General features: G+C 55.9%; 17 protein-coding genes and 3 pseudogenes. 13 read left to right on the plus strand and 7 right to left on the minus strand.

Annotated elements, in window-relative coordinates:
* Positions 1 to 45: 45 nt before the first annotated feature.
* From PR018_RS26090 to tnpA, 4 genes are all read right to left on the minus strand, one after another.
* Entirely contained in the window at positions 46 to 282 is a 237-nt protein-coding gene (locus PR018_RS26090; RefSeq protein ID WP_142832353.1) for a hypothetical protein, read from the minus strand.
* A 19-nt stretch (positions 283 to 301) separates the two neighbouring features.
* A protein-coding gene (gene tnpC, locus PR018_RS26095) for an IS66 family transposase (protein ID WP_142832354.1) occupies positions 302 to 1,953 on the minus strand; the annotation gives its coding sequence in 2 pieces (ribosomal slippage) (positions 302 to 483 and positions 483 to 1,953; 1,653 coding nt in all).
* 46 nt (positions 1,954 to 1,999) lie between these two features.
* The gene (tnpB, locus tag PR018_RS26100) at positions 2,000 to 2,350 is read right to left on the minus strand and encodes an IS66 family insertion sequence element accessory protein TnpB (RefSeq protein WP_142832355.1); all 351 of its coding nucleotides are present in this window, start codon (positions 2,348 to 2,350) and stop codon (positions 2,000 to 2,002) included.
* A 2-nt stretch (positions 2,351 to 2,352) separates the two neighbouring features.
* A complete protein-coding gene (gene tnpA / locus PR018_RS26105; RefSeq protein WP_143123423.1) occupies positions 2,353 to 2,775 on the minus strand; it encodes an IS66-like element accessory protein TnpA in 423 nt (140 codons plus the stop codon).
* 89 nt (positions 2,776 to 2,864) lie between these two features.
* On the opposite strand from tnpA, the pseudogene PR018_RS26110 reads away from it, so the two are divergent.
* A pseudogene (locus PR018_RS26110) lies at positions 2,865 to 3,389 on the plus strand (transposase); the annotation flags it as partial.
* 288 nt (positions 3,390 to 3,677) lie between these two features.
* Here PR018_RS26110 and PR018_RS26115 read toward each other — a convergent pair.
* The gene (locus PR018_RS26115; protein WP_142832624.1) at positions 3,678 to 4,892 is read right to left on the minus strand and encodes an IS701 family transposase; all 1,215 of its coding nucleotides are present in this window, start codon (positions 4,890 to 4,892) and stop codon (positions 3,678 to 3,680) included.
* Between the two features lie 121 nt (positions 4,893 to 5,013).
* Between PR018_RS26115 and PR018_RS26120 the strand changes: the two genes are divergently transcribed.
* The 12 genes and pseudogenes from PR018_RS26120 to PR018_RS26175 all read left to right on the plus strand — a co-directional run bounded on the left by PR018_RS26120 (position 5,014) and on the right by PR018_RS26175 (position 19,631).
* A protein-coding gene (locus PR018_RS26120; RefSeq protein WP_279621483.1) for an IS5 family transposase occupies positions 5,014 to 5,771 on the plus strand; the annotation gives its coding sequence in 2 pieces (ribosomal slippage) (positions 5,014 to 5,347 and positions 5,347 to 5,771; 759 coding nt in all).
* A gap of 133 nt (positions 5,772 to 5,904) precedes the next feature.
* Entirely contained in the window at positions 5,905 to 7,458 is a 1,554-nt protein-coding gene (istA, locus tag PR018_RS26125; RefSeq protein WP_279621519.1) for an IS21 family transposase, read from the plus strand.
* A gap of 11 nt (positions 7,459 to 7,469) precedes the next feature.
* Positions 7,470 to 8,246, plus strand: a complete 777-nt coding sequence (istB, locus tag PR018_RS26130) for an IS21-like element helper ATPase IstB (protein ID WP_279621484.1) — start codon at positions 7,470 to 7,472, stop codon at positions 8,244 to 8,246.
* A gap of 189 nt (positions 8,247 to 8,435) precedes the next feature.
* Complete coding sequence (locus PR018_RS26135) at positions 8,436 to 9,650, plus strand: IS701 family transposase (protein ID WP_142832624.1); 1,215 nt, start codon at positions 8,436 to 8,438, stop codon at positions 9,648 to 9,650.
* 599 nt (positions 9,651 to 10,249) lie between these two features.
* A complete protein-coding gene (locus PR018_RS26140) occupies positions 10,250 to 11,008 on the plus strand; it encodes an isopentenyl transferase family protein (RefSeq protein ID WP_142832312.1) in 759 nt (252 codons plus the stop codon).
* Positions 11,009 to 11,084: 76 nt separating this feature from the next.
* Complete coding sequence (locus PR018_RS26145) at positions 11,085 to 12,710, plus strand: B12-binding domain-containing radical SAM protein (protein ID WP_142832313.1); 1,626 nt, start codon at positions 11,085 to 11,087, stop codon at positions 12,708 to 12,710.
* 112 nt (positions 12,711 to 12,822) lie between these two features.
* Positions 12,823 to 13,431 carry an isopentenyl-diphosphate Delta-isomerase gene (idi, locus tag PR018_RS26150; RefSeq protein ID WP_142832314.1) on the plus strand — a complete coding sequence of 203 codons (609 nt, stop codon included), beginning with the start codon at positions 12,823 to 12,825 and terminating at the stop codon, positions 13,429 to 13,431.
* 134 nt (positions 13,432 to 13,565) lie between these two features.
* Positions 13,566 to 14,159 carry an LOG family protein gene (locus PR018_RS26155; protein ID WP_142832315.1) on the plus strand — a complete coding sequence of 198 codons (594 nt, stop codon included), beginning with the start codon at positions 13,566 to 13,568 and terminating at the stop codon, positions 14,157 to 14,159.
* Positions 14,160 to 14,501: 342 nt separating this feature from the next.
* On the plus strand, positions 14,502 to 15,122 hold the full coding sequence (locus tag PR018_RS26160) for a TetR/AcrR family transcriptional regulator (RefSeq protein ID WP_161991119.1): 621 nt from the start codon (positions 14,502 to 14,504) through the stop codon (positions 15,120 to 15,122).
* 563 nt (positions 15,123 to 15,685) lie between these two features.
* Positions 15,686 to 16,715: pseudogene (locus PR018_RS26165) on the plus strand (IS110 family RNA-guided transposase).
* Positions 16,716 to 17,151: 436 nt separating this feature from the next.
* Entirely contained in the window at positions 17,152 to 17,925 is a 774-nt protein-coding gene (locus tag PR018_RS26170) for an IS6 family transposase (protein WP_142832317.1), read from the plus strand.
* An 86-nt stretch (positions 17,926 to 18,011) separates the two neighbouring features.
* On the plus strand, positions 18,012 to 19,631 hold the full coding sequence (locus PR018_RS26175; protein ID WP_425064177.1) for a methyl-accepting chemotaxis protein: 1,620 nt from the start codon (positions 18,012 to 18,014) through the stop codon (positions 19,629 to 19,631).
* 570 nt (positions 19,632 to 20,201) lie between these two features.
* Here the strand turns inward: PR018_RS26175 and PR018_RS26185 are convergent.
* Together PR018_RS26185 and PR018_RS26190 are read right to left on the minus strand one after the other, a co-directional pair.
* Positions 20,202 to 20,576: a DUF2255 family protein gene (locus PR018_RS26185; protein WP_142832319.1), complete on the minus strand. Its 375-nt coding sequence runs from the start codon at positions 20,574 to 20,576 to the stop codon at positions 20,202 to 20,204.
* Positions 20,577 to 20,655: 79 nt separating this feature from the next.
* A pseudogene (locus PR018_RS26190) lies at positions 20,656 to 21,425 on the minus strand (carboxymuconolactone decarboxylase family protein).
* Positions 21,426 to 21,524 lie beyond the last annotated feature (99 nt).

Here is a 21,524-nt window from a genome sequence, read left to right on the forward strand (position 1 = left end):
CGCGCGTATCGGAGCCGGGCTAGTCTGATCGGATTGCGCTGGTTCTTATGCGCCGGCGGCGTCCTTACGGGCTTCGATGATGTATTTGAGGTTCTCGATGCCGTCTTCGGAGAAGAGGACAATGTGCTCGCTCAATTCGGACGCTGGAAAGTTGTCATAGGCACTGAGGCAGCCGTCTTCGGAGAACATCTCGATCGAGCATTCGTGCAGGAAGTCTTCGTCTTCACCGAGCATTTCGGCCACGTATTTCAGCGTGTAGAGAGTTGAGCTTCTATATCCCATTTGTTGATCCCTTTCTCCATCAGGCGACCTGCAGAGAAACCGGGTTATCAATCTGCCGGAGGTTTTTCCACTCCCATGGAAGCAATTTGTGCAGGTGCGAGACGGGAAGATCGGCGATGCGAGCAAGGATGTCGGCGAGCCATGCCTTGGGATCGACGTCGTTCAGGCGTGCCGTCATGATCAGAGTGAGCATGACGGCACGCGGTCAGCACCGCGATCGGAACCGGCGAATAGCCAGGATTTTCTGCCGCAAGCGACACTGCGCAACGCTCTTTCCGCGGCATTGTTCGTCATGCAAATTCTACCGCCGTCCACATAGCGGGCGAAGTCGGACCAACGCGAGAGCATGTAATCGATCGGCTGGATCAGGGGGGAGGATCGCGATAGGACAGCACGTTCGTGTTGCAGCCAATCCTCCATCGCCTCCAGGATAGGCTTGCTCTTCTCCTGTCGCACGTCGAGACGCTCGTCGGCAGTCATACCATTGATCTCGCGCTCGATGGCAAAGAGCGCATCGATGCGTTTGATGGCTTCCAGCGCCACAGGAGAGATTGGCCTGGCCCCTTGGCCCCGGCGCGCACGACGAGAGACGTCAGCGAGTTCGAAGAACTTTCGACGCGCATGGGCGAAGCAGAAGGCTGGTGTCACCGGCATCTGTTTCTTCGTCCGGTCGAACAGTGGATTGAAGCCGTTGTAACAGTCGGCCTGAAGTATCCCGCCAAACTCAGCCAGATGTCTTTGCGGGTGCTCGCCGCGTCGGTTGCTGGTGGCATAAAACACCGCAGCAGGCGGCGCAGGACCAGCAAAAGGTTTGTCGTCCCGAACATAGGTCCAGATCCGCCCTGTCGTGCATTGCCCCTTGGCGAGGATTGGGATCGTCGTATCGTCGCCATGAAGCCGTTCGGCCTGGAACACATGGGTTTCGATCAAGTCGAATAGCGGCAGGACGACAGCGGTGACATTGCCCACCTGGTCCGCCAGTGTCTGGGTCGAGAGCTCGATACCTTCGCACTTGAAGCGTGTGCTCTCCCGATTGAGTGGAATGTGCTGCCCGAACTTGTCGAACACGATCGTCGCAAGCAGATTTGCGCCGAGGAAGCCGCGTGGCGTCACATGGAATGGAGCCGGCGACTGGCTGATCGCCTCGCAATCCCGGCAGGTAAACTTCGGCCTCACCGTCTCAACCACCTTGAAGCGGCGCGGGATCTCCTCCAGCGTCTCGGTGATATCCTCCCCAAGCTTTGACAGTCGTTCACCACCGCAATGCCCGCAGCTAGTGGGAGCGTCAATGACGATGCGTTCGCGCTCGATATCCTCCGGCCAGGGTTTGCGCACCGGCCTCTTGCGGGTAAAGGCTCGCACCGACGATTGGGCTTTGGCGGCGGCAGCTTCGGCTGCCACTTCGTCCTCGGTCGCCGCCGTCACCAGCTCCTCGAGCTGCAGCTCCAACTGATCGATCAGACGCGCTGTTCGTTCACGGTTCGGCCCATGCTTGTCGCGTTCCAGCTTTCCGATCAGCAATTGCAGTTGCGCTATCAGCGCCTCGGTGCTCGACAGTTTCGCTTTCGCGTTGGCTGCTTCGGCCTCGGCTTTCAGCCGCGCTTCGCGTTCAGCCAGCAGCGCCGCGTGAGCGCTGGCAAGATCTGACGGAAGAGAAATCGGCGGTTCCATGACGCAATTGAATCAGATTTTGAAGGAATTTCAACAGGAAACACGTTCAAACGCGCGTCGGCCGCCAGGTTTCCTGCGGATTGCGCCAGTCAATTCCGGACAGCAAATAGGAGAGCTGCGCTGTCGAGATTGTTACCGCCCCACCTTCCACGTTTGGCCAAATGAACCGCCCTCGTTCCAGCCGCCGGGTAAACAGGCAGGCGCCCAATCCGTCATGCCAGATGATCTTGATCACGTCAGAACGACGACCCCTGAAGCAGAAAAGGTGACCACTCAGCGCGTCATGCTTCAAGATTTCCTGCACTTGAAGGGCCAAAGATGGAAAGCCGCGCCGCATGTCCGTATAGCCAGTCGCCAGCCAAACCTTCACGGTTGTGCCCATCGGAAACGGGTTCATAGTTAAAGTGTCTCCAAGCCGCGGATGATCCGCAACAACGCTTTCACATCGACCGTCTGATCAACGACGACGCGCCGACCGTTTGCGATCACCACCTCCATACGGCTGCTATTCGGCGTCCGGCATTCTGTGGGAGCTATCTGCGCAGCATCTTCACCTGGCACGGTGCGTTCCGGAACGACCAGGGCTGGAACAAACCCTTCCGATGAACCATTGCCAAGCCTTCCTTCCCGCGCCACCTTGCGCCAGCTATTCAACTGAAAGCGGGTGATCCCATGGCGCTGGGCTGTAACCGTCACCTGCCGGGGAGCAGAGAGGCTCTCTGCTACAATCGCAAGCTTGGCTTCGTCACTGAACCGGCGGCGCCGACCGCTGTCCACAATCTCAAGGCGGCTCACCTGTTTACGGTCTCTGATAATGTCCATGGCTACAACACCGGCTATATTGACGTCGATATAGCCAGTGCTCTTCCATATTCCTCATCCGTACAAGACGGCCTTCCTCGGATGCGTGCAAAAGTCGCCTGACCGCACGGTTTGCAGCATTGCGCATCCGGATCGCCGATGGCACGCCGCAGCGCATCTATGACAAGGGACAGCAGCACATGCCGGGCGAAGCAGCCTGGCTAGTTGGCGAATGGCGATCAAACGACGAGCGCAAATACTATCTGTCCAACTTGCCGGTCGATGCGACATTGAAAGTGCTGGCGGCCGCGATTAAGGCGAGATGGGTCTGCGAACAGGCGCATCAGCAGATGAAAGAGGAGCTCGGTCTCGATCACTTCGAGGGCCGATCGTGGCAAGGCCTACATCGGCACGCTCTGATGACGATGATCGCTTATGCTTTTCTCCAGCACCAGAGATTGCAAACTGCAAAGCGGGAAAAAAAGAAGCAACAAGTTCGCCGTGGGCCGCCTGAACCGACCTTGCCAGCCGTCCGTCGAGCCGTGATCAATGCGCTTGCTGTACCAACAGCACAGATCCGATGTCCGCATTGTCAACAGCACTTTCAAAGGAAAAATTCAATTCTGCCAAAGTAGAGCTTCTGTAATGGGCCTTTGTTCGTCAAGTCCCTCAGTACCAAAATCTCGTCACCAGGATCATGCTTCTGTCCGTGGTCAACACGAAGGCCGCCACCCCATGCCATAAGATCAGAACCGGCAGGTCAATCTAGCATTACAGTTGCAGTTTTAGTTTCAAATGAGCGCGTCGTGCGGCAGCTTGATGCGCTCGTCTCCAACATGACCATGCGATGATGTGGGCGGGCTTTATACGCCGCTGGGCAAGCTTATTCGCAATGCGTCGGACCTCTTGGATGGACCAGCGGATCAGATCGTAATGGTCGGCATCCTCGGTCTTTTTTGGGGTGCCGCATTATTGGCGCGATATCGGATCACAGCCATCATTGCGAAGGCGAGCATGACGAGCGAGACATGGCGATGCCAGCCATGCCACGAGCGGGTCTCGTTATGATCGAGGCCGAGTTCGTTCTTGGCTGTCTCGAAGCTATCTTCGATTGCCCAACGGTGACCTTCGACGGATACGAGCGTCTGAATGCCTGTTCCGGCCGGGCACCAAGTCGTGAAGAATGCGAGGTCGCCATCGCTGATATTGCGCCGGATCAACAAGCCACGCGTCCAAAGCCCGGTTTGCGTATCACTGTATTCGTCGGCATCGATATCGGCCAGTTCGCAGTAGGCCCAGTCATGAAGCCGCGCGCCTTTTGTGCCATCGCCAGCGGAAAGGCGATGCCATGCAGCCGGATCGAGATCACGGGCAATCTCAAGAGCGGTTCCTGCGACGAAAGGCTTACCAGACCAAGCGCCAAAATGATGGTCGGATTTAACCCCAAGAACGTAACCTTTGCAGGCTCGGCGCAGCGCTCCTTCGACGTCTCCGACGCCATACACCGCATCTGCTGCCACCCATGAAAACGGCACTTTGGCTGTCAGCGCCCGCCGAATCATATCGACAGCGAGGGCAGGCTTGGTAGCGAAGGCTACAGCTTCAGGAACATGAGCGGCGGCAAGCCTTGCCGGATCGCTGGTCCAACTCTTTGGCAAGTACAAGGCTCGATCGATAAAGGCATGACCACGATCGGAAACATAGGCGGTGAACACACCGATTTGGCAGTTCGTTACCTTGCCCGCTGACCCTGTATATTGACGTGAAACACCGCAAGATGTCTTGCCCTGCTTGAGGAAGCCGGTCTCATCAATGACCAGGACCGCATCATCTGTGGCAAGGTGCTCCACAACATACTCGCGCACAATGTCGCGAAGTCCGTCTGCGTCCCAGCGTCCACGACCCAAGATGGCTTGCTGTCGCCACGGACCAGGATCGCCAGCCGCCTCAGCGCGCATCCAACCTGTCTTACGGCGCTCATCACCTAACAAGCCGTCCAGGAAAAGGTTCGCAGATGCTGCAACGCGCTCCTGCGTAAACAATCCGCGCATACGCGCCTTAACTTCACGCAGCGACGATGCCCAAAGTTCCAACGTTGTCTCGATCGATGCACCCATCATCCATGACCTCCGAATCATGGAGGCCTATAGATTCAGAACTTGTAAAAATACGCAACTGTAATGCTAGGCTCAGGACCTATTAAATAGCTTGCGGGGTTTCCTCGGTTCTGGTTCACTGGGATCGAACGGAGGGACCGCCATGAGTGATTTGATGTTTTTGTCAGACGCGCAAATGCGCCGTATCGAGCCTTATTTTCCGCTATCGCATGGCGTTCCGCGCGTGGATGACAGGCGTGTCTTGAGCGGCATCATCTTCGTTCTGCGCAATGGGTTGCGATGGCGTGACGCTCCCAAAGAGTATGGGCCGCACAAGACGATCTACAACCGCTTCATCCGGTGGAGCAGGCTCGGGGTGTTCAATCGCATACTGGCCGAACTGACAGCAAAGCGGGGCAAGCCTGAGCAATTGATGATCGACGCGACCCATTTGAAAGCCCATCGCACCGCAGCCAGCCTGCTAAAAAAGGGGATGTTCCCCGACGTATCGGACGCACCAAAGGCGGGTTGAACTCCAAGCTGCATGCTGTTTGCGATGGTCACGGTCGGCCACTGATCCTGCTCTTGAGCGAAGGGCAGATGAGCGACTACAAAGGTGCCGCGCGGATGCTGCATGCTTTTCCCAAGGCAAAGACGCTTCTTGCCGACAAGGGATATGACGCCGACTGGTTTCGAGACGCCTTGGCGCAACGCAAGATAACGGCCTGCATTCCATCACGGGCAAACCGCAAGGTGCCGATCCCGCACGATCCAGCGCTCTACAAAAAGCGGCACAAGATCGAAAACATGTTCGGCAGGCTCAAGGACTGGAGGCGAATTCACACCCGATACGACCGTTGCGCTCACACCTTCTTCTCAAGCATGCGGGTTTCACAAAGTCCCGGACAAAGATTTCAGTAAGTCGCGGACACCGAATTCAGAAAGTTCGGGACAGCAAATTCAGTAAGTCGCGGACAGAAGCGACAGCGGATTTAGATCGAATTTCGTGAGCGCCGATCTGGCAATTTGTTCTCGTGTTTTAAGCGAGGATCTAATGCCTAGACGGAAGCAAGCGAGACATACTGATGTGAAAGACATTCGATCGATACTGCGGCTGACGTTCGAGCAGGAATTGTCGATACGCGCCGTTTCTGAGCGGCTGAAGATGAGCAAGACGTCGGTCTCAACGTATCTGCTGCGGGCGCGGGAGGCGGGGCTTGCAGCATGGCCACTTCCACCCGGTCTGGATGATGACGAGCTCCTGGAGCAGCGACTATTCCGGCGGATGGGGCGACCTCCTCGAGACAGCGAGGAACCGAACTGGCCGAAAGTGGCCAGCGAGTTGAAACGCAAAGGCGTGACGCTCAACCTGCTATGGCAGGAATACCGGGAGGTCCATCCGGATGGATACGGCTACACCTGGTTCTGCTGTCGATTTGCTGATTATGAGAGCCGCGCCAAACCCACCTATCGCAGTCGTCATGTGGCTGGTGTCGCGATGGAATGCGACTATGCCGGCCATACGATCCCGATCATCGATCCGTCTTCTGGCGAGATCCGGGCAGCACAGATTTATGTGGCCGTGCTGAGTGCATCGCAATTGGTGTTCTCCTATGCCAGCTTCAGTCAGAAGCTGCCGGATTGGATCGAGGCGAACCAGCGAGCCTTCAGTTACTTCGGTGGGGTGACGAAGACAACGATCTGCGACAACCTCAAATCCGCGATTGCCAAGGCTCTCTGGTTCGAACCGACGTTGAACGCGACATTTGCTGCCTTCGCCGAACACTACGATACGACCGTATTGCCAGCACGGCCGCGGCGTCCTCGGGATAAACCATCCGCGGAGGGATCGGTTTTAATCGTCGAGAGGTGGGTTCTGGCCAGACTTCGAAACGACCGTTTCTTCAGCCTTGTCGATCTCAATATCCGCATCAGCGCTCTGATCGAGGACCTTAACACCCGTACGATGCGTCGGTATGGAAAATCCCGGCGAGCCCTGTTCGATGAGGTCGAGCGCTCCCAGCTCAAGCCACTGCCGCCAACGCCGTTTGAATACGCGGAATGGAAGGTCGCCAAGGTTCATCCCGATTACCATGTCGACGTCGACAAGACGTTCTATTCCGTGCCGCACGGTCTGATCGGCAGGAAGGTCGATATCAGGCTGACGTATCGAGCGGTCGAGATCTTCTTTGACCACAAGCGGGTCGCCAGCCACATCCGAAGCTCCCAGCGTTCCGGCCATATCACTGTCAATGAGCATATGCCGAAAGCTCACCAGCGCTATGCAAACACGACGCCTCACACGTTGCGCAAGGAAGCGGCGAAGGTTGGGGCCAATACTGCGATATTTATCGAGCGTCTGCTTAGCGATCGGCCGCACCCGGAGCAAGGCTACAGATCCGCTCAGGGCATTCTCTCCCTGGCGCGTCGTTACGAAACCGATCGGCTGGAATTGGCCTGTGGGCGTGCGTTGGTCATCAATGCGCTGACCTATTCGTCTGTCGCCAACATTCTCAGATCTGGTCTCGATCAGGCTCCTGCCGCAAGCGAGACCGTGAAGCCGGCACCGCCGCACGGCAATATCCGCGGCAAAACCTACTACCAATGAAAGGACATCTAATGCTGACACATCCAACACTGGACCAGATGAGTGCGCTTGGTCTTGCCGGAATGGCAACCGCCTATCGCGAACTTATCGAGCAAGTTCATGGAAATGATCTTAGCTTTGACGAACGGCTTGGCCTGATGCTCGACCGCGAGATCGCACTACGAACCGACCGACGGCTGACCAATCGGCTCGCCACAGCAAAGCTTCGATTTGCCAATGCCTCGATCGAAGACATCGATTTTAGATCTCACCGCGGCCTTGATCGTCGCAATGTCTTGTCCTTGGCGCAGGGCGCATGGCTGAAGGCAAACGAGAACCTGATCCTGACAGGCCAAACGGGCACTGGAAAAACTTGGATCGCCTGCGCCTTTGCGAGACAGGCGGCCCGCCTCGACTACTCTGTCCTCTACGTTCGTATGCCGCGGCTCTTCGAGGATCTCGCACTTGCCAGGCTCGATGGACGCTTTCCGCGCCTCATCGACAAGCTGGCACGTGTTCAGTTGCTGGTGTTGGATGACTGGGGAACCCATACCCTGAATGACCGACAGCGCCTCGATTTGCTCGAAATCTTCGAGGAGCGATATCGAAGGAAATCGACCCTGATCACAGCTCAGCTTCCGGTGGCCGCCTGGCACGAAATGATTGGAGAAGCCACTTTGGCCGATGCGATTTTGGATCGCATTGTTCACAACGCCCACCGCATCACTCTCGAAGGCGACAGCATGCGCAAACGAAAAACGCCGGCGCTCTTGACCGGCGACGAAATAACCGAACACAATCACGCGTAACAGCAACAAGGCAACCGGGATTCGATCGCATCCGTTGTCCGCGACTTGCTGAAACCGCTGTCCCGATTTAGCGAAATCCGCACAAGCATATGCATCGCGGCCGCCGTTATCTTCTGGCTCTGATTTAACGAGTCCTGAGCCTAGCATTACAGTTGCGTATTTTTACAAGTTCTGAATCTATAGGCCTCCATAATTCGGAGGTCATGGATGATGGGTGCATCGATCGAGACAACGTTGGAACTTTGGGCATCGTCGCTGCGTGAAGTTAAGGCGCGTATGCGCGGATTGTTTACGCAGGAGCGCGTTGCAGCATCTGCGAACCTTTTCCTGGACGGCTTGTTAGGTGATGAGCGCCGTAAGACAGGTTGGATGCGCGCTGAGGCGGCTGGCGATCCTGGTCCGTGGCGACAGCAAGCCATCTTGGGTCGTGGACGCTGGGACGCAGACGGACTTCGCGACATTGTGCGCGAGTATGTTGTGGAGCACCTTGCCACAGATGATGCGGTCCTGGTCATTGATGAGACCGGCTTCCTCAAGCAGGGCAAGACATCTTGCGGTGTTTCACGTCAATATACAGGGTCAGCGGGCAAGGTAACGAACTGCCAAATCGGTGTGTTCACCGCCTATGTTTCCGATCGTGGTCATGCCTTTATCGATCGAGCCTTGTACTTGCCAAAGAGTTGGACCAGCGATCCGGCAAGGCTTGCCGCCGCTCATGTTCCTGAAGCTGTAGCCTTCGCTACCAAGCCTGCCCTCGCTGTCGATATGATTCGGCGGGCGCTGACAGCCAAAGTGCCGTTTTCATGGGTGGCAGCAGATGCGGTGTATGGCGTCGGAGACGTCGAAGGAGCGCTGCGCCGAGCCTGCAAAGGTTACGTTCTTGGGGTTAAATCCGACCATCATTTTGGCGCTTGGTCTGGTAAGCCTTTCGTCGCAGGAACCGCTCTTGAGATTGCCCGTGATCTCGATCCGGCTGCATGGCATCGCCTTTCCGCTGGCGATGGCACAAAAGGCGCGCGGCTTCATGACTGGGCCTACTGCGAACTGGCCGATATCGATGCCGACGAATACAGTGATACGCAAACCGGGCTTTGGACGCGTGGCTTGTTGATCCGGCGCAATATCAGCGATGGCGACCTCGCATTCTTCACGACTTGGTGCCCGGCCGGAACAGGCATTCAGACGCTCGTATCCGTCGAAGGTCACCGTTGGGCAATCGAAGATAGCTTCGAGACAGCCAAGAACGAACTCGGCCTCGATCATAACGAGACCCGCTCGTGGCATGGCTGGCATCGCCATGTCTCGCTCGTCATGCTCGCCTTCGCAATGATGGCTGTGATCCGATATCGCGCCAATAATGCGGCACCCCAAAAAAGACCGAGGATGCCGACCATTACGATCTGATCCGCTGGTCCATCCAAGAGGTCCGACGCATTGCGAATAAGCTTGCCCAGCGGCGTATAAAGCCCGCCCACATCATCGCATGGTCATGTTGGAGACGAGCGCATCAAGCTGCCGCACGACGCGCTCATTTGAAACTAAAACTGCAACTGTAATGCTAGGCCGCGACCCCAGCCGCCAGCGGCGCCCGGTATAGCTGCCAGTCGTCGTAGGCCGACAGCAAGATATGCGCGCCGTCCAACACATGGTCGTTGTTTAGCGGCGGCACACCCTGCAAGTTGATCACCCGCGGGGTCGGTTGGGGAATCGATGTCAACTGAAACGAAACTTCTAGTACAAGCATTTGGAGTCTGGCATTACAATCAGTATATTAACATTATTAATGTATATATTTAATGTTTCCATCCGTATTGCGAACACCAATCTCTGTTGCTAAGGTTGTACTCGGAACAAATACCATCATTATTTCTGGATTCGAGACTTCGAATTCGGACATTTGTTCTTTTTATACTGTGCGCGGCGCATACTTTTCAAACCCGATCAAGCGGCACGTGCCGCGTCACGCCCGATGGCACCAGTTACCAAAAAAGAGCGAGATGCTAATGCTAATCTATCTTATTTATGGACCCACCTGCAGCGGAAAAACAGACTTGGCAATCCAAATTGCACGAGAGACCGGATGGCCGGTTATCGCGCTGGATCGAGTACAATGCTGCCCTCAAATCGCCACCGGCAGCGGGCGTCCTTTAGAGTCGGAGCTGCAATCCACCCAGCGAATCTACCTAGATTCGCGCCCACTCACCGAAGGCGTGATGGAAGCAGAGGCCGCTCATCTCCAGCTCATATCGGCAATAGAGGATCGCAAATCTTCCCCTGGCCTCATCCTCGAAGGCGGTTCGATTTCCCTTCTGAACTGCATGGCCAAGGACTCCTATTGGAATGCCGGTTTCAGGTGGCACGTAAGGCGCCTGCGTCTTGCGACTCCGGATGTTTTCCTGCCGCGGGCAAGACTTCGAGTTACGGAAATGTTTGCCATCAAGGACGAGCGCCCATCCCTGCTGGAGGAATTGGCGGATCTCTGGAACCAGGAAGTTCTCCGGCCAGTATTGGAGGACATCGACGGATATCGCTGCGCGATACAGTTCGCCAAGGAAAATAACATCGAAATCAGCGAGTTGTTACATCTCGATCCGATGCGGCGGGAGGCGCTGATAGCGGCCATTGCCGAGGAATATCTTGAACACGCGCGGTGGCAAGAGCGCGAGTTCCCTGACTGGCAAGAAGGCGGGAATGTTGGGCTCACTCGTCTCCCGGCTTCACATGATGCTGGGAGCCCCCGGGACCTTAGATCGTTGGGCTAGGTCTACTCATGAGATTCAGCAAAAGCTTACTTTCGAGCTACGCGTCAATCTGAAACTTTGCCAACCGTGAGGTAAAATGACTATCTTGCTCATCTCCGGAATGGGGCCGGAATTTCCCGATAACAGGCTGCTGCGTGGTTCATCCTTCGAGCTCCTTATCAATCCTGAAATGGCTGCCGTCGGCTCTGGTAGGGCCAGATTTGATCTCTCGCGCCTTCAGTATAAAGCCGACGATGGGGGGGTCGTGCCGTTGCTTCGTGCACGTCGAGATGGCGGCGGGGCAAGGGCTATGAGCAATAGCTCTGCTGCCAAAGGCGCGTCCCAACCGGCTCGAACGTTCCACCTCACGACCTTCACGCTGCAGTCCATTCTCACTGAGGGGGGAGTTAAGTTCGACGCAATGCCAACTGAAAATATCTGGAAAGGGGTTGGAGGCGAACCCGCTGGTTCTTACGATGTCGTTCTCCTCTCAACCACCTTCATCTGGGACCGGCGCAGCTTGCTTCAGGCGATAAGTTGGATCGAGCTGCGATTCCCCGATGCAATCCTGATCCTTGGTGGTCAATACAGCAATCTCAAGTTCATGCAGATTATGCGAGATCATGGGAGCGTCGATTTTATCATTCGCGGAGATGCCGAATTTGCGTTGCCGGATTTGCTCAGTAAGCTCAAGGGAGGTGATCCCACCAGCGTTCCTAATCTCGTGTTTCGCGATGTAAATGGCCGACCACGGCTTACGCCGATCGCCTATATCGACCTGGACCAATACCCGTCACCCGCGCTAACCGGTCATGCACCGGTTGTACCTTACGAATCGATGCGGGGTTGTCCGTTCAGTTGCAAATTTTGCTCATTCCCGGCTGCATCGCCCCTGTGGAGATATAAGTCCGCAGATAAAATCGCGAGCGATTGGGAGCACTATAAAGTTCAAAACGGCGCAAGCTACGTCAAAGCGTTGGATTCAACGTTTACCGTACCTCCGAAGCGCCTCAGGGAGCTTTTGCCGAAGCTAGCTGCCATCGACATTCAATGGGAAGCATACACGCGAGCAAATTCAATCAAAGATGCCGAGCTCGTCCATCAGCTCGAAGACGCCGGCTGCAAATCTCTGTTCATCGGCTTCGAGTCAATGAGCGATGCGAGCCTCAGGAACATGGACAAGAAAGTCACGGCGCGAGCAAATCGTGTAGCTCATGAGCTTCTAGACGGAAGCACGATCAAACATTTCGTATCGTTTATTGTCGGTTATCCAGGGGAAACTCCCGATATGTTCGAGGAGACGAAGGCGTTCCTTGTCAACGAGTATTCCGGAGAATTCGCTCTTTACGTTTGCATGCTTCAGGACGAGACCATGCCTGTTTGGCAAGATGCAGAACGCTTCAACCTCAAAGTTGATGACCCGAGCGGCGAGGCACGGATCTGGAGCCACATCGGGATGGACTCCGATACAGCGCAGCGATTGCAGCTCGAAACTCTAAGGGAGGTTCGATGGAAAAGCGACACCGCAAACTTCCGATCTTGGCAACACGATTTCGAGGGTCCGCTTATAAGCAATGACTCCGGACGTCGGAACGCCGTAGTAGAAAAATTAGTCGATCGTCTCGGAATGATCAGTGCGGACGTCGAGGACGAAGGGCAAGCGCAGCGTCTTGAAAGTCAACTTCTCGGGCAACTTAATGGATATGGTGTGACGACGGCTTGACCCTGAGTTTAACGACGCCATGCGTTCACTTCCACACGTTGCCATTTCTGAAGAGGCTGATGACCGTCCACCGATCAGGTTGCATGCAGCTTTCCAACCCTGGAGGTGTTTGATGAACACTTCGACGAATGCACTCTCCGAAAAGGTCATTTTGTGCAACGAGCATGGTGAGGCCATCGGCACGGCTCCAAAGTCCGAAATCCATCACGCCCATACACCGTTGCACCTTGCCTTTTCGGTCTACATTTTTGATGACGACAAGAAGCTGCTCGTGACGCGGCGGGCATCGGACAAGATTACATGGCCCGGCGTTCTCACCAATAGTTGCTGTGGGCACCCGCGGCCGGGTGAATCGTTGATTGAAGCAATCGAGCGCCGGGTTCGAAAGGAATTGGGGATAGAGGTAAATGGCATTCGCCTTGTGCTACCCGAGTTTTCCTATCGCGCAGCAATAACGAATGGGATCACCGAACATGAATTGTGCCCCGTGTTCACCGCCCGCTGCCAAACCTTGAGCGTAACACCCGATCTGAATGAGGTTTCTGCGTGGCAATGGGTGGATTGGCAATGGTTTGTCGAAAGCTTACAGGATGGGCGCTTGCTGGTGTCGCCATGGTGTCGCGCGCAAGTCGAACTGCTCGCATCCTTTAATGCGGATCCATCGCAATGGCCCATAGCGGATGAGCTGAGCTTGCCAGAAGCCGCCAAAGCAAAAATATGAGTCGTTGGTTACGACGATTTGGCCGCGCCATTCCGTGCCCTGGTCTGGGCGCTCGAAACGGATCTTGGTGGATTGGAATATTCAAAGCCAATCTTGCGTAATGTTCATTTGTCATTTGTCGATGGGAGGAGCGTTTGAGATATTGCGTCTTTTCGGGCTCAAACAACGGCCGGAAACCAGACTATGTGAGCGCAGCAAAGCGCCTCGGCAAAGCTCTAGCGACGTCAGGCATCGGATTGGTGTATGGCGGCGCTTCGATCGGTTTGATGGGGACGATCGCCGATGCAGCCCGAAACAATGGCGGGGAGGTTATTGGGGTAATCCCGCGTGCACTGGCCGAGAATGAGGTTGCGCACACTGGTCTCGCTGATCTGCGCATTGTCGAGACCATGCACGAGCGCAAAGCGCTGATGGCAGCGCTGTCGGATGGCTTTATCGCCTTGCCAGGGGGATTGGGAACGCTTGAAGAACTGTTCGAAGTATGGACATGGGCGCAGCTTGGCTATCATAGTAAACCCTGTGGGCTGCTCGACACCGCAGGCTTTTATAGGAAGCTCGAATCCTTTCTTGATCACGTTGTTGACGAGGCGTTCGTGACTGCAAGCCATCGCAACATCCTCCTCGTCGAGGAGGACGCTGAGGCGCTCTTGTCTGCGATGGCAAAAGGTAGCGCCACGCTAAAGTCACGTTCAGAACAGAGCGATTTTTTAGGTGCGCTCCGCCACTAACTGAGCTCGCTTTGCCAGTTGCTAACGATATCCAGCAGTGACAGTAGTGGCAGTCACAGAGGCACGTAAATGATACCAAATTGCATCGAACGGTAGTGAATTGTGAAATGCGGTGTTTCGAAACGAGTTGGTACCACGAGCGCGCAGCTGCCCCCACGTACCTGTGATTCCTCTGTTAATTTTGTAACGAAATCGCTGTGGCAAACCATGGCAGATCTCATATTTCTTATTTCTCGCGGGATGGCGGGCTGAGGCGCATTCCAAAAAGGATGCGATTGGCCACAGGGCAGGTGAGTTATGAGAAGAACGTCGGAAGAGGCTGCAGCTACCGGGATGCGGATTTTGCGCTCTGCCGAAGCTATTTTTATCGAAAAAGGATACGATGACACCTGCTTGCAGGAAATTGCTGCTGAAGCGGCTGTAACAACCGGTGCCGTCCAGTGGCATTTCGGACAAAAAATGCACATTCTGTTAGCATTGCGCGATGAGCTGTGCTGGCATGCAAGAATACTGGGCAAGCTCCATGATGCGGGGATGGTCGAGAAGCCATTGAAGGCAGTCGCTGAGCTTGCCGCATCAGCCATTAACTACTTCGCTGCCAATTACAACTGCAGACGGATTTTCCAGATCTATGATAAGAAAGTCTCCGATACAGTCGCCTTCTATAATGAAGATCGCAAGTTCCAGCAGGAGGTGCGAGCTACGTTAGGGAGCGTCTTCGGATCCGCAGAGACGAGGAAAGAATTACTAGATCCCTGGACGTCCGACACTGCGACATATACCTTTTGGTTTGCAATGCGTGGAACGTTTCAGACCTGGCTCGAGGAAGATTCGAGGTTCGACTTGAAATCTGATGGCTTGCGTATCGTTCAGACGATGCTTTCCTCGTATGGGCGCGCCGATTTGGTCACTGGAGAAAACGAGCGGAGTTCGCTTGACCATTGGCATTTACTCTTCGCGTGACCGTTACCCTATGCCGCGGCAAAGGATAACGGTGACCTTGAAGGTTGACCGTTTGTCTACTGATGAGGATTCGAACGCGGGCCGCCAAGCATCGCTCGATATCGCGGACAAGTCCTTATGAAGATCAAGTTCGCGGGTCATGTGATAACATATCGCATAGTCAACGTTGTGGAACTCTTGATGATTCGTACGAGCCGCCAAACATTGGCTGTTGTAATGATATACCATGTCAGAACAGCAATCCGATGGGGCGGAAAGCATTATCTTAATGCACACGGAAATGGCGCGTCGGTGGGTGGAATACACCGACATAGAGGCCGTTAAGTTCTGCATGGTCATCGTCGGAAAGGTGGCAGCAGGCGACACGGCTGTGGCCTCTTGCTCTTTCAGCGTGAAATGCGTGTTGAAAGAGGGGTCTGAGTAGCAACGGAACAGAAAACATAGGGTAATCGCGGGAGCGCCGGCGCTGATGCGATTGCTGCATTGAAGGTGGTTGTTCCCCGATAAGATGAAAAACGGGCTCACGACTGTTGGCCGGGCCCAGCATCAAACGGAGAACAACCATGGGTGAATATATCGGTCTCGACGTTTCTTTAAAAGATACAACGGTTTCAATTCGGCGAAATGGCAAGCGGATCTGGCGGGGCAAGTGTGCTTCCGACCCGCAGGCGCTGGCGGCATTGATCCGCAAGCATGCGCCGGCTCCCGAGCGGGTCGTGTTCGAGACCGGCCCACTATCAGTGTGGTTCTTCCATGCGCTTACTGCGGAGGGATTGCCGGCGATCTGCATTGATGCACGGCACGCCAAAGCGGCGCTCGACATGGCACCGAACAAGACGGATGCGAACGATGCCGACGGACTGGCGCATTTGGCTGAGGTCGGGTTCTACCGGGCGGTCCGCGTAAAGAGCTTCGACAGCATGCTGACGCGGACGCTGGTCTCAGCCCGTGGCCAGCTATGTAAGACGATCGGCGATTTGTCGAACCAGATCCGCGGGCTGATGAAAACCTTCGGTCTCGTTATTCCGAAGGGAGCCGGTCGGGTTTTCGAAGACAATGTCCGTCGCCTCCTTGCGGACGAAGCTGCTTTGGGTCGGATTATGCTGCCGCTGCTTGAGGCATGGCGTAAGCTTGAGGACCCGCGCGGCCGAACTCGAAAAACAGCTGCTTGCATCATCACGCGGGAACAAGGCGGCCGCGTTGTTGATGTCAATCCCAGGGGTTGGTGCGGTGACCGCGTCATCCTATGTCGCCGCAATTGAGGACCCGGCCAACTTCAAGTCGTCTCGCTCGGTTGGTGCTTGGGTCGGCCTCACCACCAGGCGCTACCAGTCAGGCGAGGTCGACTATAGCGGTCACATATCTCGCCGGGGCGACTCGCATTTGAGAGCACTTCTCTACGAGGCAGCGACAACGATACTGACGCGGGTCACAGCTGACAGTGACCTTCGGACCTGGGGGACGGCACTGCGGGGGAAAATTGGGTTCAAGCGGGCGACGATAGCGGTGGTGGCCAGGAAGCTTGCCGTCATCATGCACAGTATGCTCAAGAGCGGACAGCCGTTCCAGCGCGTTGAGGGGGGCGCCGCATGATCAACAACAGCAACATATAGTCGACCATCTGACCGTTTGCGCCGCCTTCGCGGTGCGCCGAGATGTCCCTGCCGGGACGTGGGCTGGATCATTCCGATTATGTAGGTGCAGGAGCGGTCGCGCTCATTGCGGAGAAAACATAGGAAGACCCGTTCCGCGAAAGCTATAATGCGGCGGCATGTCCCGACCGCGAAGACGACCTTGCCCCGGCAGCAAAGACATCAAGCGCAGCTCGAGACCAGGCGCAAAATGGGCTTGACCAAAATGCGATTAGACGACAAGGGCTTCATGGCTCGGCCGGATCTGCGTTCTGTGGGTCGCGCAACGGCCTGAGTTCGCCGCGTGCTATAAATGGGCCTGTCGCAAATTTCTGCGTTTAACGGTTTATTGACCGTCGCACGAGAAATTCCCACTCCAGATGTTGTGGAGCGTACCGATGATTTTGAATGCGATTACCGAAAAGCTGAAGCGGCAGTCGAAGGATGATTTCAAAGGTAGACATTTCGAGGCATGGCTGATCGTACAAGCGGTCACCTGGTATTTGAGATATCCGCTGAGTTATCGAGATCTGGAAGACATGTTCGAAGAGCGCGGCTTTGAGGTCGATCATAGCACGATCAACCGCTGGGTATTGAGCTATGCGCCGATGATCGAGAAGCGTCTTCGCCAGTTTCGCCGGCCGCATTGCGGATCGGTTCGGATTGACGAGACCTACGTCAAGATCCGCGGCAAATGGCGCTATCTCTACCGAGCCATCGATAAGCATGGCAATCCGGTGGATTTCCTGCTGACCGCCAAGCACGATCTCGAAGCCGCCAAGCGGTTCTTCCGCAAGATGCTGAAAGATCAGCCTTTGTTGTCGCCGTACAAGATCGGCACGGATGGCGCCAATACCTTCCCGTCGGCGATCAAAACGTCGGTTGAAGACGGGCTGCTACGGCCCGATCCCGTGCATTATGTGACCAAGCACCTGCAACAAGGCATTGAGAGCGACCATTTCCGTGTGAAGAAGAACATGCCGAAGATTGGCGGCTTCCAATCCTTCAATACTGCGCGGCGAACGATTGCTGGTTTCGAGGCGATGCTATGGCTGAGGAAAGGCTTCGGCTTTTCCGGCGGATGGACAGTCAACGATCAGAATGATTTGGTTGCGCGCCTCTTCGGACTTACAAAGGTTAACAAACATGAAATGGCGTCGTTCGAGGGATAGCCTCGGCCTCTGTGGAGGTTTGCGACAAGCCCGATTATACCGACAGTAAGCGCGTGCTTCTTGCGCGATTGGCTGCAGCGCGGCAGTTGGTACCGTCGGAGGCCGCCACCCTTGAAAAGTTGACTGCTCAGGCAAACGAGATCATTGCGCTGACGGACCCGGCCGTAAAGGCTGGGATGCTCGATGACAACGACACTGCAACACGCCTGCTAAAGCAGGCTGACCCGCTGATCGACGCCGAGGTGGTCGGAGTTCGAGCCTGGATCGACGCCTTCAGCAAAAATATTGATTCGAAGAGCGACTTGTTGGATGGAAATGCCAACACGACGGTGACCTATGCCTTGGTGATACTTGCTGTCGTATTTGCAGCAGCTATCCTGATCGCGCTGTTGATTTCATCTCGTGGGATCACGCTTCCGATCGAACGGCTGCGGGCTCGCATGGCTGCTCTTGCTTCCGGCGACACTACTGCCGAAGTCCCGGGGTCCGACCGTAAGGATGAGCTCGGTCAAATGGCGACAGCAGTCTCTGTGTTCCGAGACAGTGCGATCGAGCGCATAAGACTGGAGGGTGAAGCGGACGCAGGCCGTAGCGTTTCGGAGAGAGAACGGATCGCGCGTGAGGCACAGAAGGCTCAGGATGCCGCTGATACTCAGTTAGCTGTCGACGGGCTGGGAACAGGGCTCACAGAACTTGCCGGTGGCAACGTCACATTCCGTATAGAGCAGCCGTTCGTCGCCCATCTCGACCAACTGCGGGTTAGCTTCAATTCTTCGATGGCCAAGCTTCAGGAGACATTGCAGGCTGTGGGTGACAATGCCCAGGCCATTGCTGCAGGCGCAAACGAGATCCGATCGGCCTCGGACGATCTTGCCAGACGGACAGAACAACAGGCGGCTTCAGTCGAAGAGACCGCCGCCGCTCTTGAAGAGATAACAACTACGGTCAAGGATTCTACGAGGCGAGCAGAGGAGGCTGGTTCTCTGGTTGGTCGTGCCCGTACAGGTGCTCGCAACTCTGGCGACGTTATGCGCGATGCGATTGCGGCAATGGAAGCGATCTCGAAGTCATCGAGTGAAATCAGCAACATCATCGGTGTCATTGACGATATCGCATTCCAGACCAACCTCCTTGCCTTGAACGCCGGTGTTGAAGCTGCACGGGCAGGGGAGGCCGGCAAGGGCTTCGCGGTTGTTGCCCAAGAGGTGCGGGAGCTCGCTCAGCGGTCGGCCAAAGCGGCGAAAGAAATCAAATCGCTGATCTCAACTTCTGGTCAGCAGGTCCACAGCGGCGTCGATCTTGTTACGAAAACCGGTCAATCCCTTCAGCAAATTGTCGTCGAGGTCGAAGAGATTGACGGCAATGTCAAGGCGATCGTTGAGGCCGCACGCGAACAAGCAACTGGACTTAATGAGATCAACACGGCCGTAAATAGCATTGATCAAGGCACGCAGCAAAATGCTGCTATGGTCGAACAAGCGACTGCCGCCAGCCATAGTCTCGCCAAAGAGGTCGCATCGCTCAACGAGCTCCTCGCTCAGTTCACTCTTCAAGGCGGCAGGGCACAAAGTCGGCCAATGATCGTCACTCAGCGGTCGGTATCGGCTCAGTCGCCGGCGCGATCCCTTCGGGTGAAAGTTGCAGGCGCATTTGGAGGAGCCGCCGGCGCGTCAGCGGCGGCAGCGGCGAATTGGGAGGAGTTTTGAGCCGCGAATTAGTCGACGAAAACCGAGAGCAGCCTGCCTTTTTTCACTGTGGCAGGCCTACCGACTAGATGTCTATGCATCTGCAATATCAGATGTACGACAGGGCTGCCGGTTCGATTCCTTTCAAGCGCAAATAGCAAAGAAACTCAACTCTGTCCGAGAACACTATAGCTCAGTTGATTTGGCGTCCTCCTCACTACAGTGAGGCGTTGGACGCGCGCGCCGCAGCCTGGCCTGTCATTCGCAACACGAACACCATCCGCCTAACTTGTTATGGGGGGAACCACCGACGGCGCGACCCTGCACCGCTGACCTCGATCGCATTGATGCAACGCCCGCATAAGTCCTATCAGCTTGCGCGCACTAATCTCCGATCACCGGTCCGAGAACCGTTGGACAACTCATTGAAAATCTTTGCGCAGTCGATGTCTCGCTTTCCAAGGAGATGCTGACGAAGCTGGATGAAATCTGGCCCGGCTACGGCAAGGGTGCACCGGAAGCCTACGCCTGGTAGGCCCATGGGCGGGCGGCACCCCCAAGGTTTCGCCCGCCACGAATTGCGTCGGCCTGTTAGGCCTTTATCGGATCGATCCGAACAGTCGCAGCGCGGGCGCGTTCGGAAATCATGGACCCCAGGTAGGAGCTTTTTCCATACTTCGCCCGGTAGGCGTCATCGATCGTGTCATTCATTGTCCCATCGTCGGGTTCGAATGCAACTTCGAGGATTTCACCTGCCGTCTTGATCATCCCGGCCTTCTGTTTCACCGCAGCCTGGTACCAGCGCGACTTTTGACCGTTGTAGCCGCGTACGTAGAGCGCGTCGCCGACGACGACGGACCATATCCATGTGGGTGTCCCATAGGTGACGCCGTCGTCACGAAACGGTGCGACATGGAGATCGTCGCTGCTGCCGATCGGGGCCAGTTGTTCCTTGGACCATGCCATCGAAAATTCCTTTCTGATGAGTGCGAGCGCCGCGAAAGTGTTGGCGGTGCTCGAATCCATTTAATTACGAACTGAGCGTTCAGACGCCACGCTTTTCGAAGACGTCTTTGAAGACCGGCACGGCCGACATGACGTTCGGCCACCCCGTATAGAAGGCGAGATGTGTCAGGACTTCCGATGCCTGTGCCTTGGTGAGCCCGTTGTCCATCGCCTTGTTCAGATGGAACGTGACCTGGGCGACCTGACCCGTTGCGACGAGGGCGCTGATGGTCACCAGGCTCCGATCGAGATCGGGGCGCAGCCACAGGTCCGTGAAGAGTTCGCCGGTGTATTTGACGACGCCGACGGAGACCGGGCCGACATTGGTCTCGACCGTGGTCGCACGCTTGGCTTCCGCTTCTTCATCGATCAGCAGAAGCGTTGGCGATGCGATGGGAAGCTGGTCGATCGTGATGCCGCGCTCGGCGAAGATCGTCTTTGCAGCCGCGACAGCTTCCATTGCATTCGGGAAGCCCGAATAGAACGCCAGGTGCGTGATGATCTCGGACAGTTCGGCGGGGTTGACACCGCTGTCGAGGGCTACCTTGAAGTAGAACGGCATGTCGCTCGCCTGGTTTCTGGCGATCACCTCAGCGACCGTGATGACGCTGCGGTCGCGGCGGGAAAGGTCCGGGCGGCTCCAGACTTCGCCGAGCAACTTCTGCTGGGTATATTTCTCCAAAGCGGCGAAACGGATCGGACGTCTTCGACGGTGATCCGTGCTGTCGATCCATTCTGGAATTTCTCCTCGGCATTCACTGGGGCGGCGGCAAGCGATAGGGACAATGCGGCTGCGGCGATCTCTTTCAAGTTTCCATTCCTTCCATGTTCTAGCCACCGAATCCGGCCTGTATGGAAGAGATAGGTTCAACGGCCCGCGGGATAAGGCCGCGATCCTGATAGGACTTA

Source organism: Rhizobium rhododendri, assembly GCF_007000325.2.
GTDB lineage: Bacteria > Pseudomonadota > Alphaproteobacteria > Rhizobiales > Rhizobiaceae > Rhizobium > Rhizobium rhododendri.

Bases quoted from the DNA above. Each gene is read 5' to 3' on its own strand.
- PR018_RS26090 (WP_142832353.1), bottom strand. From the start codon at position 282: ATGGGATATAGAAGCTCAACTCTCTACACGCTGAAATACGTGGCCGAA.
- tnpB (WP_142832355.1), bottom strand. From the start codon at position 2,350: ATGAACCCGTTTCCGATGGGCACAACCGTGAAGGTTTGGCTGGCGACT.
- tnpA (WP_143123423.1), bottom strand. From the start codon at position 2,775: ATGGACATTATCAGAGACCGTAAACAGGTGAGCCGCCTTGAGATTGTG.
- PR018_RS26115 (WP_142832624.1), bottom strand. From the start codon at position 4,892: ATGATTCGGAGGTCATGGATGATGGGTGCATCGATCGAGACAACGTTG.
- istA (WP_279621519.1), top strand. From the start codon at position 5,905: ATGCCTAGACGGAAGCAAGCGAGACATACTGATGTGAAAGACATTCGA.
- istB (WP_279621484.1), top strand. From the start codon at position 7,470: ATGCTGACACATCCAACACTGGACCAGATGAGTGCGCTTGGTCTTGCC.
- PR018_RS26140 (WP_142832312.1), top strand. From the start codon at position 10,250: ATGCTAATCTATCTTATTTATGGACCCACCTGCAGCGGAAAAACAGAC.
- PR018_RS26145 (WP_142832313.1), top strand. From the start codon at position 11,085: ATGACTATCTTGCTCATCTCCGGAATGGGGCCGGAATTTCCCGATAAC.
- idi (WP_142832314.1), top strand. From the start codon at position 12,823: ATGAACACTTCGACGAATGCACTCTCCGAAAAGGTCATTTTGTGCAAC.
- PR018_RS26170 (WP_142832317.1), top strand. From the start codon at position 17,152: ATGATTTTGAATGCGATTACCGAAAAGCTGAAGCGGCAGTCGAAGGAT.
- PR018_RS26185 (WP_142832319.1), bottom strand. From the start codon at position 20,576: ATGGCATGGTCCAAGGAACAACTGGCCCCGATCGGCAGCAGCGACGAT.